14 protein-coding genes and 1 tRNA gene are annotated in these 15547 nt (G+C 70.5%); 6 read left to right on the forward strand and 9 right to left on the reverse strand.

Translation table 11 applies throughout. From position 1 onward, the window contains the following. The first annotated feature begins 3 nt into the window (after nt 1-3). The 4 genes from B100_RS0103795 to B100_RS0103810 all read left to right on the forward strand — a co-directional run bounded on the left by B100_RS0103795 (nt 4) and on the right by B100_RS0103810 (nt 4582). A complete protein-coding gene (locus B100_RS0103795) occupies nt 4-1581 on the forward strand; it encodes an NADH-quinone oxidoreductase subunit M (protein ID WP_024883137.1) in 1578 nt (525 codons plus the stop codon). Further along, nucleotides 1578-3077, forward strand: coding sequence for an NADH-quinone oxidoreductase subunit N (locus tag B100_RS0103800; protein WP_024883138.1), 1500 nt, complete (start codon nt 1578-1580; stop codon nt 3075-3077). Before B100_RS0103795 ends, B100_RS0103800 begins: the two co-directional genes overlap by 4 nt. A gap of 252 nt (nt 3078-3329) precedes the next feature. Then, on the forward strand, nt 3330-4190 hold the full coding sequence (gene htpX / locus B100_RS0103805; protein WP_024883139.1) for a zinc metalloprotease HtpX: 861 nt from the start codon (nt 3330-3332) through the stop codon (nt 4188-4190). Beyond that, nucleotides 4187-4582, forward strand: a complete 396-nt coding sequence (locus tag B100_RS0103810; protein WP_024883140.1) for a YccF domain-containing protein — start codon at nt 4187-4189, stop codon at nt 4580-4582. The genes htpX and B100_RS0103810 overlap by 4 nt, the downstream gene beginning before the upstream one ends. Before the next feature lie 253 nt (nt 4583-4835). Here B100_RS0103810 and B100_RS0103815 read toward each other — a convergent pair whose 3' ends face one another. Next, nucleotides 4836-6101, reverse strand: coding sequence for an APC family permease (locus B100_RS0103815; RefSeq protein ID WP_024883141.1), 1266 nt, complete (start codon nt 6099-6101; stop codon nt 4836-4838). Nucleotides 6102-6194: 93 nt separating this feature from the next. Here B100_RS0103815 and B100_RS0103820 point away from each other — a divergent pair, with 93 nt between their 5' ends. Continuing rightward, complete coding sequence (locus B100_RS0103820) at nt 6195-6461, forward strand: GlsB/YeaQ/YmgE family stress response membrane protein (RefSeq protein WP_024883142.1); 267 nt, start codon at nt 6195-6197, stop codon at nt 6459-6461. Between the two features lie 77 nt (nt 6462-6538). Here B100_RS0103820 and B100_RS0103825 read toward each other — a convergent pair whose 3' ends face one another. Further along, nucleotides 6539-7027, reverse strand: a complete 489-nt coding sequence (locus tag B100_RS0103825; RefSeq protein ID WP_024883143.1) for a YajQ family cyclic di-GMP-binding protein — start codon at nt 7025-7027, stop codon at nt 6539-6541. A 236-nt stretch (nt 7028-7263) separates the two neighbouring features. On the opposite strand from B100_RS0103825, the gene B100_RS0103830 reads away from it, so the two are divergent. After that, nucleotides 7264-7345, forward strand: a tRNA-Tyr gene (locus B100_RS0103830). Between the two features lie 172 nt (nt 7346-7517). Here B100_RS0103830 and B100_RS0103835 read toward each other — a convergent pair. The 7 genes from B100_RS0103835 to B100_RS0103865 all read right to left on the reverse strand — a co-directional run bounded on the left by B100_RS0103835 (nt 7518) and on the right by B100_RS0103865 (nt 15523). Beyond that, entirely contained in the window at nt 7518-8885 is a 1368-nt protein-coding gene (locus tag B100_RS0103835; protein ID WP_024883144.1) for a tyrosine-type recombinase/integrase, read from the reverse strand. 69 nt (nt 8886-8954) lie between these two features. Beyond that, a complete protein-coding gene (locus tag B100_RS0103840; protein ID WP_019525248.1) occupies nt 8955-9143 on the reverse strand; it encodes a helix-turn-helix transcriptional regulator in 189 nt (62 codons plus the stop codon). 449 nt (nt 9144-9592) lie between these two features. Beyond that, nucleotides 9593-11065 carry a hypothetical protein gene (locus B100_RS0103845; RefSeq protein WP_024883145.1) on the reverse strand — a complete coding sequence of 491 codons (1473 nt, stop codon included), beginning with the start codon at nt 11063-11065 and terminating at the stop codon, nt 9593-9595. 2 nt (nt 11066-11067) lie between these two features. Beyond that, nucleotides 11068-11907 carry a bifunctional DNA primase/polymerase gene (locus B100_RS0103850; protein ID WP_024883146.1) on the reverse strand — a complete coding sequence of 280 codons (840 nt, stop codon included), beginning with the start codon at nt 11905-11907 and terminating at the stop codon, nt 11068-11070. After that, entirely contained in the window at nt 11904-12635 is a 732-nt protein-coding gene (locus B100_RS0103855) for a hypothetical protein (RefSeq protein WP_024883147.1), read from the reverse strand. The genes B100_RS0103850 and B100_RS0103855 overlap by 4 nt, the downstream gene beginning before the upstream one ends. A 91-nt stretch (nt 12636-12726) precedes the next feature. After that, on the reverse strand, nt 12727-13191 hold the full coding sequence (locus B100_RS0103860; protein ID WP_024883148.1) for a hypothetical protein: 465 nt from the start codon (nt 13189-13191) through the stop codon (nt 12727-12729). Nucleotides 13192-13396: 205 nt separating this feature from the next. After that, a complete protein-coding gene (locus B100_RS0103865; protein WP_024883149.1) occupies nt 13397-15523 on the reverse strand; it encodes an FtsK/SpoIIIE domain-containing protein in 2127 nt (708 codons plus the stop codon). Nucleotides 15524-15547 lie beyond the last annotated feature (24 nt).

Here is a 15547-nt window from a genome sequence, read left to right on the forward strand (position 1 = left end):
GGCGTGATCGATATCAACGAGTCCGTGATGCAGTTCCTTCTGGCGTTCCTCGTCGTCGGCCCGCTCCTGGGCGCCGCCGCCGCTCTGCTGCCCGCACCGCCCGGACTGAAGGGGAAGTCGCCCGAGCAGGCCGTACTGCGGCACGGCGTCACCGTCACCGGCGTGATCCTCGCCGCGGCGATCGCCCTGGCACTCGGCTTCGACCACGACCAGCCGTCGAAGATGCAGGCCACGACCGACATCAGCTGGATCCCCGCACTCGACGTGCGGATCCACCTCGGCACCGACGGCATCTCGCTCCCCCTCCTGGTCCTGACCGCTCTGCTGGCCTTCCTCAGCGCCCTCTACTCGTACTTCAAGCCGCCCGCGGGACCGTCCCCGAAGGCCTTCGTCGCCCTGCTGCTCGTCCTCGAGTCCGGCACCCTGGCGACCTTCGCCGTCCTCGACCTGGTCCTGTTCTTCCTCGCCTTCGAGACGGTCCTCGTCCCGATGTACTTCCTCATCGCCCGCTGGGGCGGCGAGGGCCGGGCCGAGGCCGCCTGGAAGTTCATCCTGTACACGCTGCTCGGCTCGGTGGTCATGCTGCTCGGCCTGCTCCTGATCGGGATCAAGGCGGGCACGTTCGACATGGTGGCACTCGCCACTGACAACGGCCGGTCGCTGACCACGTCCGTGCAGGTCATCGCCGTACTGGCGGTCGGGATCGGGCTCGCGGTGAAGACGCCGATGTGGCCCCTGCACAGCTGGCTGCCCGACGCCCACACCGCCGCGCCGACGGTCGGCTCGGTCCTGCTGGCCGGCGTCCTGCTGAAGATGGGCACGTACGGCTTCGTGCGGATCCTCCTCCCGGCCGCCCCGGACGGCTTCCGCACCTTCGCGCCGTACCTGGCCGCCTTCGCCGTCGTCGGCATCGTCTACGGATCCCTCGCCTGCCTCGCCCTGGCCAGGAAGGGCGCCAAGGGCGACCTCAAGCGGCTCATCGCCTACTCCTCCGTCGGCCACATGGGCTTCGTCCTCCTCGGCATCGCGACCATGACCCCGACCGGCGTCAACGGCGCCCTGTTCGCCAACGTCGCCCACGGCCTCATCACCGGCCTGCTGTTCTTCCTGGTCGGCGGTCTGAAGGAGCGCACCGGCAGCACCGACCTCGACGCCCTCGCCCAGGAGACCGGAGCCGCGCTCTACGGCAGGGCCCCGCGCCTCGGAGGCCTGCTCGCCTTCGCCGCCGTCGCCTCCCTCGGCCTGCCCGGCCTCGCCGGGTTCTGGGGTGAGATGCTGGCGCTGTTCGGAGCCTTCGACCCCGCCGAGGGACTGAGCCGCCCGGCCTTCCTCACCTTCATGTCGATCGGCGCGTTCGGCACCCTGCTCACCGCCGCCTACCTGCTGATCGTCGTCCGCCGGGTCTGCATGGGCGCCGCGCCCCGGGACGACGCCCCGCGCCTCACCGACGTGCGCTCCTACGAGTTCGCGGCCTGGACCCCGCTCGTCGTCCTCACCGTCGTCGCCGGCCTGTGGCCCAAGGCCCTCCTCGGGCTGACCGACCCGGCCGTGCAGCAGCTCCTCGCAGGAGGCACCCGATGAGCTCCCTCGTCCAGTCCGTCGACTGGCTGGCCATCGCACCGCCCACCATCGCGGCGGTCGTCGGACTCGTCGTGTTGGTCGCCGACCTGTTCGTCGCCGAGGCCAGGAAGCCCTTGCTCGGCTGGATCGCGGTGGCCGGACTCGCGGCCGCCGCGCTCATGCTGCTGCCCCTCCTCGACGCCGACCGCTCCACCTTCTGCCTGGTCGGCGACACCGAGGTGTGCAGCTACACCGCGGACCGCTTCACCCTCGTCATCCAGTTCCTGGTCCTCGGCGGCGCCCTGCTGGCAGCGTTGCTGTCCGTCACCGCGCTGAAGGACTCCGGCAAGCGGCTCCCCGAGGGCGAGTACTGGTTCCTGTTCCTCTCCTCCGCGGCCGGCGCCGCCCTGCTGCCCGCCTCCCGGGACCTCGCGACCCTGGTCGTCGCCCTGGAGGTGGCGTCCCTGCCCGCCTTCGCCCTGGTCGGCCTGCGCCACGGCGACCGCAGGTCCTCCGAGGCGGCGCTGAAGTTCTTCCTGTCCTCCGTCACCGCCACCGCCGTCAGCCTGCTCGGCATCAGCTTCGTCTACGCGGCCACCGGGACCCTCCACCTCACCCGGGTCGCCGAGCGCATCCAGCACGTCGACGGGCAGCTCCAGACCCTCGCGCAGACCGGCGTCGTCCTCACCCTCGTCGGCTTCGCGTTCAAGACGGCCGCCGTCCCCTTCCACTTCTGGGTCCCCGACACCTACGTGGGCGCCCCACTGCCCGTCGCCGCGTACCTGTCGGTCATCGGCAAGGCGGTCGGCTTCTCCGGCCTCATCCTCGTCACGGTCGTCGCCCTGCCCTCGTACGCCGACGCGTGGGCTCCCGCGCTCGCCGTGCTGGCCGCCCTCACCATGACCGTCGGGAACCTCGGTGCCCTGCGCCAGCGGTCCACGCGCGCGTACAGCGCCGTACGCCTCCTCGCCTGGTCGTCCGTCGGCCAGGCCGGCTACCTCCTGGTGCCGATCGCCGCCGCCGGCTACTCCGACGACCCCGAGCGGTCGATCGGCTCCACCCTCGCCTACGCCCTCATGTACGGCGCCGTGAACCTGGGCGCCTTCGCCGTGGCCGCCCTCGTCGGCCGCGCGCACCGGCTCAACCGGGTCGCCGACTACCGCGGCCTGTACGCCGCGAGCCCGCTCACCGCGCTGCTCATGGGCTTCTTCCTGCTGTGCCTCGCAGGACTCCCGCCGGGCGTCATCGGCCTCTTCGCCAAGGTCACGGTGTTCGCCGCGGCCGTCGACGCAGGGCTCGGCTGGCTGGCCGTCGTCATGGCCGTCAACGTCGTCATCGCGCTGGTCTACTACCTGCGCTGGACGGCGCTGCTGTTCCGCGCACCGGAGGGCGAAGCGGCCACCCACCGCCTGACCGCCCCCCTCACCGCGGCGCTCGCCCTCACCGGCGTCCTCGGCATCGCCCTGTCCGGGGCTCCCCAGCTGGTCCTGCGCTTCACGGACACCGGGCTGTTCTAGCGCGGACGTCCACGCGCGCGGGGAGACGCCCGGCCTCCAGGCGAGCGTGCCGCGGGCCCTGCACCGAACGGCCGTCACCTGGACGGTTGACACGCGCCACCACGCGCACAAGGGAACTAGTGCCTCTCGCCTGGCGTTGACCGGTACGGGAGGGTCCACTGGACGTGAGACCACGGCACCAGTGGGCAGCGCAGGTCAGAAGGAAGATCAGTAAGCAAGGGTTCCCCTGCCGCACGACTTGGAGGGCGTACCGTGCACCGCCGGCACAACGGGCTCAGGACCGCTGTCCTCCTCGGGGGACTGTCCGCACTCATCATCGTCATCGGCAGTTTCTTCGGCCGCATGGGGCTCGTCGTCGCCGTCGTCGTCGCTCTGGGCACCAACGCCTACGCCTACTGGAACAGCGACAAACTGGCCCTGCGGGCCATGCGGGCCCGTCCGGTGAGCGAGTTCGAGGCGCCGGGCCTGTACCGGATGGTCCGCGACCTCTCCACGCAGGCACGCCAGCCCATGCCCCGCCTGTACATCTCGCCGACGGAGGCGCCCAACGCCTTCGCCACCGGCCGCAATCCGCGCAACGCCGCGGTGTGCTGCACCGAGGGCATCCTGCGCCTGCTCGACGAGCGCGAACTGCGCGGTGTCATCGGCCATGAGCTCAGCCACGTCTACAACCGCGACATCCTGATCTCCTCCGTCGCCGGCGCCCTCGCCTCCGTGATCATGTTCCTGGTCAACTTCGCCTGGCTGATCCCGATCGGCCGCTCGGACGACGACGACGGCCCTGGCCTCCTCGGCATGCTGCTGATCCTTCTCCTCGGCCCGCTCGCGGCGTCCCTCATCCAGCTGGCCGTCAGCCGCTCCCGGGAGTACGAGGCGGACGCCTCCGGCGCCCAGCTCACCGGCGACCCCCGGGCCCTGGCGAGCGCCCTGCGCAAGCTGGAGCAGGGCACCAAGCAGCTTCCGCTGCCCCCCGAGCCCCGCATCGAGACGGCCAGCCACATGATGATCGCGAACCCGTTCCGCCCGGGGCAGGGGCTCGCGAAGATGTTCTCCACCCACCCGCCGATGGCGGAACGCATCGCCCGGCTCGAGAAGATGGCAGGCCACCTGTGAAGACCGTCCTGAATCTGATCTGGCTCGTCTTCAGCGGCTTCTGGCTGTTCCTCGGCTACATGCTCGCCGGCCTGCTGCTGTGCATCACGATCATCGGCATCCCCTTCGGTGTGGCCGCGTTCCGCATCGGCGTCTACGCCCTGTGGCCCTTCGGGTACACCACGGTCGAGCGCCGCGACGCCGGAGCCCCGTCCTTCGTCGTCAACGTGCTGTGGCTGCTCCTCGCGGGCTGGTGGCTCGCCCTCGGCCACATCGTCACCGGCATCGCCCTGTGCGTGACGATCATCGGCATCCCCCTCGGCATCGCCAACTTCAAGCTGATCCCGGTCTCCCTGTTCCCGCTGGGCCGCGAGATCGTCCGTACGGATCAGGCGTTCACGGACCGCTGGTGAGCCCCCGGGCGTCCTCACGGGACGCCCGACGGCGGGGGAGTTGTCCACAACCGCGGAGTTGTCCACAGGTCCGCACACGCCTCGTGACCGGACCGCATGATGAACCCATGACCGAACACGAGCACACGACCGAGCACGAGAAGCGGTACGAGCCACCGGGTCCGGTTCCGCCGCACCGCATACGCCGAGGCCCCTGACACACCTCGGTGCGCTTCGGGACGGGCGCGGGCTCGGGGTCTCTCGCGCCGAGGCCCTACCGCTCGCCCCGAGCCCTCCGCCGCCCCCACACCTTCCGCACGCCGTAGGCCGCCACACCCCCGCCGAGCACCGCCGCGCCCACGACCACCGAGACCGCCGGCAACGAGAACGCCAGCACCAGGCATCCGGCGAGCCCCACCACCGGCACCACCCGGGCCACCACTCCCGGACCGAGCGTCCAGGCCGAGGCGTTCGCCACCGCGTAGTACGTCAGCACACCGAAGGAGGAGAACCCGATCGCGCCCCGCACATCCACGGTGGCGGCCAGGACGGCGACCACAACGCCGACGGCCAGCTCCGCCCGGTGCGGCACCCGGAACCGCGGGTGCACGGCGGCCAGCGCTCCCGGAAGGTGCCGGTCCCGGGCCATGGCCAGCGTCGTCCGCGACACCCCCAGCAGCAGGGCCAGCAGCGACCCCAACGCGGCCACCGCCGCGCCCGCCCGTACGACCGGCGCGAGCCCGGGCACCCCGGCGGCCCGCACCGCGTCGGCCAGCGGCGCGGAGGACTCACCCAACTCCCGAGCCCCCAGAACGGAAAGGACCGCCACAGCGACCACCGCGTACACGGCCAGAGCGACACCCAGGGCCACCCGGACGGCCCGAGGGATGGTGCGCGTCGGGTTCCGCACCTCCTCACCGAGGGTCGCGATCCGCGCGTATCCCGCGAACGCGAAGAACAGCAGACCGGCCGCCTGGAGCACCCCGCCGGCCCCGCCCTCGACACCGGTGTCCAGACGCCCGTAGCCGGCTTCCCCCGACGTCAGACACACGACCACCACGGAAGCGAGGACCGCCAGGACCACACCCACGATCACCCGCGTCACCCACGCGGACTTCTGGACACCGCCGTAGTCGACCGCCGTGACCAGCACCACGGCGCCGACGGCGACGGCGTGCGCCTGCCCCGGCCAGACGTACGCCCCCACGGTGAGCGCCATCGCCGCGCAGGACGCCGTCTTGCCGACCACGAACGCCCAGCCGGCCAGGTAACCCCAGAACGCGCCCAGCCGCTCACGCCCGTACACATAGGTGCCGCCCGAGGCCGGGTACAGCGCGGCGAGGCGCGCGGAGGAGTCCGCGTTGCAGTAGGCGACCAGGGCGGCGGCCGCCAGCCCGAGGAGCAGCCCGGAACCGGCCGCCCGTGCGGCGGGCGCGAGCGCGGCGAAGATCCCCGCCCCCAGCATCGCGCCCAGCCCGACGACGACGGCGTCACGCGCGCCGAGGGTGCGGCGCAGTCCGGGGCCCGGCGAGTTCGTCATGAGGCCGCACCCTACTGATCAAGAGCAACCGGAAGGTGGACTCGTGACGTCCTTCATGGTGCAAGGGCCGGCGGGAGAGGGCAGGTACTCGGCATGACGATCATCAGTTGGATCATCCTTGGCCTGTTGGCCGGGGCCATCGCGAAGTTCCTGCTGCCCGGCCGCGACCCGGGCGGTCTCATCGGCACGACGCTGATCGGTGTCGCCGGCGCGTTCATCGGCGGCTGGATCTCTTCCCGCTGGTTCGACCACCCGATCAGCAAGGACTTCTACGACGGCACCACGTGGGTGGCCGCGATCGGCGGCTCACTGGTCCTGCTGATCGCCTACCGCCTCCTGTTCGGCCATTCGCGCGACTGACGGCACCGCGCGCACGAAAAGGGTGGGCACCCGAGCGGCACCCACCCGTTCCTTGTCCGTCCGGCGCGCCGGCAGACCTACCGGTAGTTCACGAACTGCAGGGCGAAGTCGAAGTCCTTGCCCTTCAGCAGCGCGATGACGGCCTGGAGGTCGTCGCGACTCTTGGAGCTGACGCGCAGCTCGTCACCCTGCACCTGGGCCTTCACACCCTTGGGGCCCTCGTCGCGGATGATCTTCGCGACCTTCTTCGCGTTGTCCTGGGAGATGCCCTCCTCGATCGACGCGAAGATCTTGTACTCCTTGCCCGAGAGCTGCGGCTCACCCGCGTCCAGGGCCTTCAGGGAGATGCCCCGCTTGATCAGCTTGGACTGGAAGACGTCGAGGACTGCCTTCACCCGGTCCTCGGAGTTCGCCTCCATGAGGATCTTCTCCCCGGACCACGAGATCGAGGCGCCCACGCCCTTGAAGTCGTAGCGCTGCGAGATCTCCTTGGCGGTCTGGTTGAGGGCGTTGTCGACCTCCTGCCGCTCGACCTTCGAGACGATGTCGAAACTGGAGTCGGCCATGTCCTGTGGCTCCTTGTATCGGGGTGCGTATCGGGCTGCGCGCCGGACGCGTACCGGCGTACGTGAGGCGGCCTCCGGGCCCGGTGTCGGCCCCGGACCGCATCCGGACCAGCCTAGTCACCCCCCGGCCCCGGGGTGGAGATCAATCGGGTGGCGGAGCACCCCTGTCCATCGGGTATTGTTTACGTCGTTGCCAGCGAGCACCGCCGAGAGGCGGACTCAGGTGCAGCAAACCCGGCGGTGTGCCCGAGCGGCCAAAGGGAGCAGACTGTAAATCTGCCGGCTCAGCCTTCCCAGGTTCGAATCCTGGCGCCGCCACGCTGAGAAAGTTGAAACGAGACCCCCTCCGAACTGCGGAAACGCAGGACGGAGGGGGTCTTGTTCGTTGACCGGCCCGACCTGATCGTTATGGGCGCTTTTCCCAGTGTGTCTCACTCTGATTCGGGTGCTGACCAGTCCGTGTGGGGCAGGCGTGGGGCAGCTTCGGCCCCTAGGCGCCGCTCCTCAATGCCCGCTCGATCCGGGCGTTCGCTGTGGCCGCACCGCCGTCCAGGCACTTGGCGTACACCCGGAACAGCACGGCCACGCTGTGGCCGGCGCGGGCAGCTACCTCCTGCGGCTCCACCCCGGAGCTGAGCCATGTGGACACGGCCGCGTGGCGAAGATCATATGGACGCTTGGCGAGCGGCGACGCGCACTGAGCGGGCGTGAGAGCACGCGCGCGGGCTTCCGCCCATACCTCGCCGTATCCGGTGTCCTGGATCAGCCCGCCGCGCTGCGTCCGGAACAGCCGCCCGTCGGGGGCGACGCCGTACGCGGTGACGTGCCACCGGAGCAGACTCACGAGATCGGGCGGGATCGGCACGGTGCGGACCGCTTTCCGGGGGCGGTGCTTGAGCCCTCGCCGGTCGTGCGCTTCACCGCTGTCCGTCCAGGCCGACCCCGAGCGTGGGCGGGTTTCTCGTAGCCGCAGAGTGCCCCACCCTCGCCGGGGCAGGTCGCAGTCCTGGAGACGGAGGCCGATGACTTCCGCCGGCCGTGCCGCCGCGTAGTACATGCAGCCGAAGAATGCGACCAGGCGACGCCCGCGGAGGCTCTGCGTGCGCACGGCATCGAGCAGCGCGAGAGCCTGCCGGGGGTCTGGCACTGAGGCGGGGTCCAGTTCCTCGGCTACCTGCTCTGGAGCTTTCCACTGCACCTGAGGCAGGGGGTTGTCTGTCAGACGGCCGGCGTCGACGGCGTAGCCGAGGGCGTTGTGGAAGATGGCCCGCTTCCGCCGGATGGTCGACGCGGATGCCGTGGTGCCGTCCAGCTTCTTGGTCAGGGCGTCCAGAGCCGCGCGCACGTGCATCCGGTCGGCCAGCGCGGAGGTGGGCAGCGACTTCCGCTCGAACCACGCCAGCACGGCGGCCACATCGTCCGGGAGTTCCTGGTCACGGCGGCTCATGTTGAACGCCCAGCTATAGAGAGCCGTCCGCACCGTCTTGGCGTCGGCCATGCCCTTGGTGTTCGTGACAAGCGCCGGCGTCACCGTGGCCATGGCTTCCGCGAGCGTCCGGCGCGTCGAACCGGGGGAGTGCTGCCACTTCATCTCGATGTACTCGCGGGCGTGCTGATACCAACTCACGTCGTTGCGCTTGCGTAGCTCGGAGACCGGCACCCCGGTGGACTCGTCGAACGGCTCGCCGGCGTGAGCGGCCCGCAGCAGCTCGGCGCGTCGGCCCTCGGCCAGCGTCTTGGTCCGGAAGGTCTGAGAGTGCGGAGTCTCGCCCGTCTTCCAGCGCAGCTCTGCGGAACTCTGGCCACGGTCCTTCCGCTGGCGGACAGACCAGATACGAACGTCGTACGTCTTCCCCATCGGGGGCCTTCCTGCGAAAGGGGCCCGGCGAGAGCCGGGCCCCTGGGGTGGTGTGGTGAATGGGTGTGATCAGTAGGCGGGCGAATCCAGGTTGCTGAGCCAGTCGTCCAGGTCGCTGCGGCGGACCCGCAGGTGCCCGTTGGGCAGCTTCACGAGGCGCGGTGCCTGTCCGCGTGCGCGCATGCGGTAGAAGGCGGCGCGGCTCATGCCGATCTCGGTGAGGACTTCGGGGAGCTTGAGCATCTGGGGGCTGGCCATCAATGGCTCCTCACAGCCGAGGTTTTACGGAACGTTCCTGTCCGAGGTGCGGATTTCTGCGTCATGAGCGTCATCTGCGTCATGTGGGCGTCTGGCCTGCGGTTTTGGCATGACGCAGCCGTTTTGGCTGCGTCATTGGCACGTCATGGGCTGCGTCATGCCATGACGCAGATGACGCAGCATGACGCAGGCGCCGCCGTCTGCGTCATGCCCTTGTTCGCAGGCCAGGGGCCGTTTTCGCGTCCGCATGACGCACATGACGCAGGATTTCCCCTCTTAGGAAAAGAGAGGGGGTGTCTGTGGTGGTGCGGTGCGTCTCAGAACGTGAAGAAGGAGCCGCTGCGCGGCGCGTCCTCGCAGGGCGGCGCTGCCGCCGAACAGCAAGAAGAGCACGCCAGGCCGGGGTGCTCTTCTTGCTTGTGCCGGTGGCCGGCCGACCGGCGTGGCGGTCAGAGTGTCTGCTGTTGGTGTGGTGGTGCGGCCGGTGCGCGGCTGATCTCGATGTAGCGGCCCTCGTAGGTGCGGCCCGAGTCGATGAGCACGCCGCGGGCGGCGAGGGTGGGCTGTAGGCGCTTGAGGCGGTCGGAGAGGACTTTGCCGGTGGTCGGCCACCCTTTGGGCAGGGGACGGCACTCCTCGCCGGTGTAGAGGCGGGTGAAGTGGTGCAGCCACTCCGTGGACGTCATCCGCTGCGCGGTGCCCGGTTCAACGTCGGCGGCGTGCCGCAGGACGGTCTGTGCCAACAGGTCGCCCTCGATCACGTCGTCGTTGAGGTCGTCCAGGGCGGCCCGGTAGGCGGCGAGCGACCCGAAACCGGTCGCCGCGTCGAGCTGCGCGCACAGGTGCGCGAAGTCTGCCATCCGCAGGTCGGTCGGGGTCTCCACTTCGACCGCGCGGACCTTGACCGTGAGGTCCAGGAGAGACCCTAGGACCACGGGCAGAGCCTCCGCGTAGTCCGCCCACAGTTCCGCCTCAGTGCGGCGCACGCGCGGACGTTCCAGCCGGAGCGGCAACAGACGTTCGGCGAGGTCGGGGCGGATGACGCCGACGTCGATGCCGGTGAGAAGCAGCGGGCGGCGGTAGCGGGCGCGGAAGACGTCCCCGTCGGTGAACAGGGCGCGCTTGACGTTCTCGGCCCCGGTGACGATGCAGCACATCGCATCGGACAGGTCCGGGGTCATGTGAGAGAGGTTGTCGAGTGCCGTGACCCACCCGGCCGCGACCGCCGCGATCAGGTTTTCCTCGTCCTTCGGCGCGCGGCGCAGGTCGCCGCTCATGCCCTCGATGATCCGGGTGAGCATGCGTCCGCCGGTGGACTTGCCGGCGCCCTGCGGGCCGGTGAGGAACGGGGCGGGGACGGGCACGGACGGTTCCAGGCAGCCGATGAGCCACGCGATGGCCAGGCACTCGGTCTGAGCGGTGGCGAAGTTGCACAGCCGCAGCAGCAGATCGATGCCCTTGCCGTCGGTGTCCCGGGCGGGCAGGGGGAGTTCCCCGGTGAGCTGGGTGCGCCGCCAGCACACCTCACGCGGGTCCGGAATGGCGATGTTCCACCCGGTGGGGTGGATACGGACCGAGCGTCCGTCGGCCCGCCCCAGGTCCAGCCACGTTGCGCCGTCCCATCCTGGGGCGACGCGGATGTGCACGGGCTGCACGTCCTCGGTCAGCGCGAGTGCTTCGATCAGGTCGAGTGCCTCCTTGAGGGCGGTGCCGTTGAACACGCCGATGCCGTCCTTGAACAGTCCGACCATGAGTTCCTGCCGGTGGCTTCCCGTGGTGCCTTGGGAGCGGATGGGGCGGGCCACGGGGTGGCCGTTGCGTTGGGCGTAGACGGTGCCGTCGGCGGTGCGGAAGTACCGGAAGTGGGATTGCGCGTAGTCGGTGATGATCTCGCGGGCGGGGGTCTTGTCGTCGTCGGACATGGTCACAGTCCCAATGTGGTGCGGGCGTTCGTCCACGCGTCCGTGCAGTGCCGGGCCGTCTCGCCCTTGGCCTGCGCGGCGGTGAACAGACGGGAGACGTGGGCGTCGGTGAGGCAGCCGCACCGGCCGTGCCGGGACAGCACCGCGAGAAACGTCTGGTACACGGTCGCGTGGACCGCGCTGGACGCTCCGGTGATGCGCTGCTCGGCCATGGCGATGCCACGGGCGAGGTAGGCGGGCGTGCGGTGCGGGCACTCCCCGCCCCGGACACCGGCGGGCGCGACGGCCGCATGCGCCGTCGGCCGGACCGGGGAAGGCTCCTTGACGGCCAGCGCCCGCACGGCGTCCGGCAGGTCAGCCATCGTCCCGGTGCCGGGGCCGAGGTAGCGGGCGTAGGACATGGTCGACTTGATGTCGACGCCGGGCCGGACTGCGTTCCGCGAGGGCATGGTGCCCCAGTAGATCCAGTGCTCACCGCGCGTCGTCGGCACGGTCCGCGTCGCGGGCAGGGCACTGCGGGCCCAGGCGATGGCGTCGGCGTCGTCCAGGTCGACGACGGTCAGGCCGGCGCCGCCGGGGTTGTAGCCGACGCAGACCGCCCGCCGCCATGCCGCCGCCCACGAGGGCGAGGCGACGACAGCCGGGTCGGTGGTGGCGGCGGCCCACGCGTGGCAGACGGCGGCGCACCGGCACGAGCCGGGGGTTTTCATGTTGGGTCGGCCGCCGCACGCGTTGCCGCTGCACGTCGGGCAGTTGCCGAACGGCACTTTGCCCCGCCGCAGGGGCAGCACCGGCACCCCGCATGCCGCCAGGCTCAGCGCGGTCTTCAGACGGTCGCTCATGCGGCCACCCCCAGTACGGGCGTGAGGGTGGCGAGGTAGGCGCGGCCGATCCACTCGGTGTAGGCCGGGGGCAGTGCCTCCCGCAGCCGGAAGTGGTCGGTCGACCAGTCGATGCCCTTGGCGTCGCGGATCTCTTCGGTGGTGGCCTTGCCGCCTCCCTTGCCGTACGCGGCCACGTACGGGCCCTCGTGGTACTCGCCGTGCCGCCAACCGCGCACCCGTCCCCGGTGCGCCGGGTGGATCGGCTGAGGTGTCGTCCAGCCGCCCAACTCGAAGTAGCGGTGCATGATGACCGCGAGTCCGAACATCTCGCCGCACAGGCGCAGGTCTTTACGGACCTCGGAGCCGGCGACGTTCTCGATGACGTACGGCCGGCCGGTCGCCTCCGGCGCCGTCCGGGTCGGGGCGATGAGACGGGGGTAGGTGCGGCCGATCGCGGCGTTGCGGGCCCGGTTGGTTCCCTTGGTCGGGGCGCCCTCTCCCTGGCAGGGCGGGGAGGTGTGGATGAAGTCGAATTCGTGGCCGTGTGCGCGGATGAACTCGACGGCGTCGCCCTGGTGGAAGACGTTGCCGCAGTAGTCCGGTTGCGCTTGGATGTCGACGCCGGTCACGTGCCAGCCGAGCCGCTGGTAGCCCTTGGTGGCGCCGCCGATGCAGCAGTAGGCGTCCAAGACCCGTAAGGGCCGAAACGCTCCCGGCACTCGCCGGATGTCGCTGAGTTCGGTCATGCTGGGAGACCTCCAACAGATCTGTTGCGGATTGGTTGGACAAGGGCGGCCCCGAGTTCTTGGCGGAATTGGGGGGCCGCCCTTGGCGTAGCTAGCTGTGGAAGTGGTTGCGCTTGAACACGGCCCGGCGGATGTTCACGGTCGTGCCGCCCTTGTGGCCGCTCGGTCCGAGGACCTGGACGGCGATCCAGCCGCCGAAGATGACGGCGGCGAGGATGATGAGCTGGCCGATGAACGCGGTGAGCGCGGCGATGAATGAGGTGAGCAGGAGCAGTCCGCCGCACACCGCGAGGAACCCGACGCCTCCGAGGGCGACGTTCACCGCCGTCCGGGAGACGGCGGGCTTGGCGGTGACCGGCTCCGGGCGGACGGCGTCGATGGCGTAGCCGGTGACGACGCGGCCGTCCGGGAGGACGATGCTCGCCACCGTCGGCAGCGTGCCCGGCTGCACCGGCACGACCGGCGCCGGGTGGACGGCCGGGGGCGGTATCGGGGTGGGCTGGTGGACTTCCACGGCCCGTTCGGTGGGAGGGCGTGGGGTGTGCTCGGGGTACATGCGGAATCCCTTCGGAGGGGTGTTGGGGGAGGCAGGAGCACTCCCCTTGCAGGTGTGCTGTAGGGGGGTGCTTCGGGGGTCTGTGCAGGTAGGCTCCCCGCCTCCCCGAAGCGGCGTTTTCGCTGATCAAGCTGGGGGAGGCGGCGCGGGGAGGCGGTTGGGGAGTTCTCCCCGCCTCCCCGCGCCGGACGGAGTTTCCTCCCCGCTACTGGGCGGCGGAAGCGGAACCGTCGGCGTCGCGGTTGGCGAGCGCCCGCGCGACGTGATCGCGGTGAACGACCATGACGCCGTGCGACTTCTTCGGCTCCTCGCCGTGCTCCTCCAGCAGTGCCTTGAGCCGGTCGTTGGTCCACTGGTCGCCGTAGACCTTCGGGTCCAGCGCGTGCAGCCGCTTGAGGACCTCGTTGGTCCGCAGCCGGGCCTCATCGCCGATGACGGCCGCCACGTCGGCGAGCGCGTCCCGCTCCTCGCCCTGGTCGACCACGCGCAGAGTCGTGACCCCATCGCGCAGGGCCTTGGCCCGTGCGGCGATCCCAGCCGCGGGCTCGTCGTCGATGAAATGCGTGCGCACCGTGATCGACGACTGGCCGGCGGGAATGGCGATGCCGTCCGAGGCGACGACCAGGGTGCCCTTGTCCAGACCCTGGCGCAGCAGGTGCGGGGCAGCGCCGCCGTCTACGGCCTTGTCCCCCAGAGCCATGCGGGCCTGCGATTCGGTGCCCAGCACGAGGGAGGCGCGGGTGTGGGCGCCCTCGCGGACCAGCTTGGGCAGGTTCTGATCGGTGGGGTCCTGCGTGCCCTGCCACATCAGCACGTCGACCGCACGGCCCTGGTTGTGAACCTTGCGGACGGCCATGAAGTACCGGGAGGTGGCCTTGGAGCCGCCATACGGGCGCTTGTCGTCGCCGATGACCGGGCACATGAACGCCAACTGCGCCTCGTCCACCACCACGATCAGCGGCTCGAACACGACGTTCGGATCGCGGCGGCGCTCCTCGATCCGCCGGTTCATCTCCTCCACCGCGTCCTCGACCATCTCGGTCGCCTGGATGACGTGATCGTCGGAGGGGCCCTCGATCAGCACCTGCGCGATGCCGTCGAACATGGCCCAGTCGCCGATGCCCTTCAGGTCGGCGATCCAGAACTGCACGGAGCGGTCCAGCGCGAGCCACAGGGCGAGCGCGCGCAGGGCGGCGGTCTTGCCCTGGTTGGACAGGCCCGTGACGAGAAGGTGGCGCTGATACAGGCTGATCGTGGCGGCGTCGCCGCGCAGGTCCTGGCCCCACGGGGCCTTGCCCTTCTTGTAGTCGGCCGTGAGTGTCTCGTCGGTGACCAGGGGGGACGGGCCGATCGGCTCGTCCAGCGCGCCGGAGTCGGCGATCCACAGGCGGACGGTGCGGGCGGCCTGCGGGATGGTGATGAACACCTCGTGCTCGTGCCGGGTGAGGTTCTCCGCGAGCTTCCGCCGCCGCTTTTGCACCTCATCCGTCGCCACCCCGGACGGCAGGGTGACGTCGACCTCCACACCGCAGCCGGCAATGGTGATCGGACCGAGCATCGACGCGCCCGCGTCGCCCATCTCCTTGATGGCGTTCTTCAGCGGAGCGATACCCAGGTCGCGTAGGGCCTTGACCACGATGGACGGCGTGATCGGCTCCCCCTCACCCGACCGGACGTTCGCGGGCAGGGCCCACTGGGGCGCGGCGTGCTGCTTGCGGCCGACGGACCACAGCGCGAGCAGCGCCAGGAACGGACCGATCGTCAGGGCCGGGCCCCACACGATCTGCACGATGCGGATCAGCAAGGCGATGAAGTCGATGGTCGCCGACAACGGCGTCACCACATCAGAGACTTCGCCCGTGCTGATGGCGAGGACGACACCGAGGGCGATCAGCACACCGACGCTCATGCCGGCGCCGACAGCTACGCCCTTGGCCGCGTCGACCGGGGAGTGCAGCAGGTCCATACGGCGGTGATGGCGGGCGGCGCGGAAACGGCTCAGCCGCTCCTCCCACTCCTCCGCCGCTTCCAGGTTCCCTGCGGCCTCCGCCGCCCGGATCATCCGCTCGTAGCGGGCACCGGTACGGCCGTCCCACGCCCGACGGGCCACGATCCGCCCGCCGTTGAACGTGTAGAGGCCGTGCCGGACCACTGCGCGGCCGGCCGACCGGGTGCGCTCGTGCGTCACCGCGTGCTTCACCGCGCGCCCGGAGCGCACCCACAGCGGCACCGGCCGCGCGGTCGGTGCGTCGGGGACGACGGTGAGGGTGGTGACGGTCGTCGAGTCGGGCGGGTCGGTGGCCTTGTGGAGGTGCACGACGTTCTCAGACATGCTGGGAGTTCTCCTGACTGCCCC

This window comes from Streptomyces sp. CNH189 (assembly GCF_000527195.1).

Coding starts and splice junctions, on each gene's coding strand:
- B100_RS0103865 (WP_024883149.1), bottom strand. CDS start 15,523: ATGTCTGAGAACGTCGTGCACCTCCACAAGGCCACCGACCCGCCCGAC.
- B100_RS0103840 (WP_019525248.1), bottom strand. CDS start 9,143: ATGGCCAGCCCCCAGATGCTCAAGCTCCCCGAAGTCCTCACCGAGATC.
- B100_RS0103820 (WP_024883142.1), top strand. CDS start 6,195: ATGACGATCATCAGTTGGATCATCCTTGGCCTGTTGGCCGGGGCCATC.
- B100_RS0103800 (WP_024883138.1), top strand. CDS start 1,578: ATGAGCTCCCTCGTCCAGTCCGTCGACTGGCTGGCCATCGCACCGCCC.
- B100_RS0103815 (WP_024883141.1), bottom strand. CDS start 6,101: ATGACGAACTCGCCGGGCCCCGGACTGCGCCGCACCCTCGGCGCGCGT.
- B100_RS0103825 (WP_024883143.1), bottom strand. CDS start 7,027: ATGGCCGACTCCAGTTTCGACATCGTCTCGAAGGTCGAGCGGCAGGAG.
- B100_RS0103850 (WP_024883146.1), bottom strand. CDS start 11,907: ATGAGCGACCGTCTGAAGACCGCGCTGAGCCTGGCGGCATGCGGGGTG.
- B100_RS0103860 (WP_024883148.1), bottom strand. CDS start 13,191: ATGTACCCCGAGCACACCCCACGCCCTCCCACCGAACGGGCCGTGGAA.
- B100_RS0103845 (WP_024883145.1), bottom strand. CDS start 11,065: ATGTCCGACGACGACAAGACCCCCGCCCGCGAGATCATCACCGACTAC.
- B100_RS0103855 (WP_024883147.1), bottom strand. CDS start 12,635: ATGACCGAACTCAGCGACATCCGGCGAGTGCCGGGAGCGTTTCGGCCC.
- B100_RS0103835 (WP_024883144.1), bottom strand. CDS start 8,885: ATGGGGAAGACGTACGACGTTCGTATCTGGTCTGTCCGCCAGCGGAAG.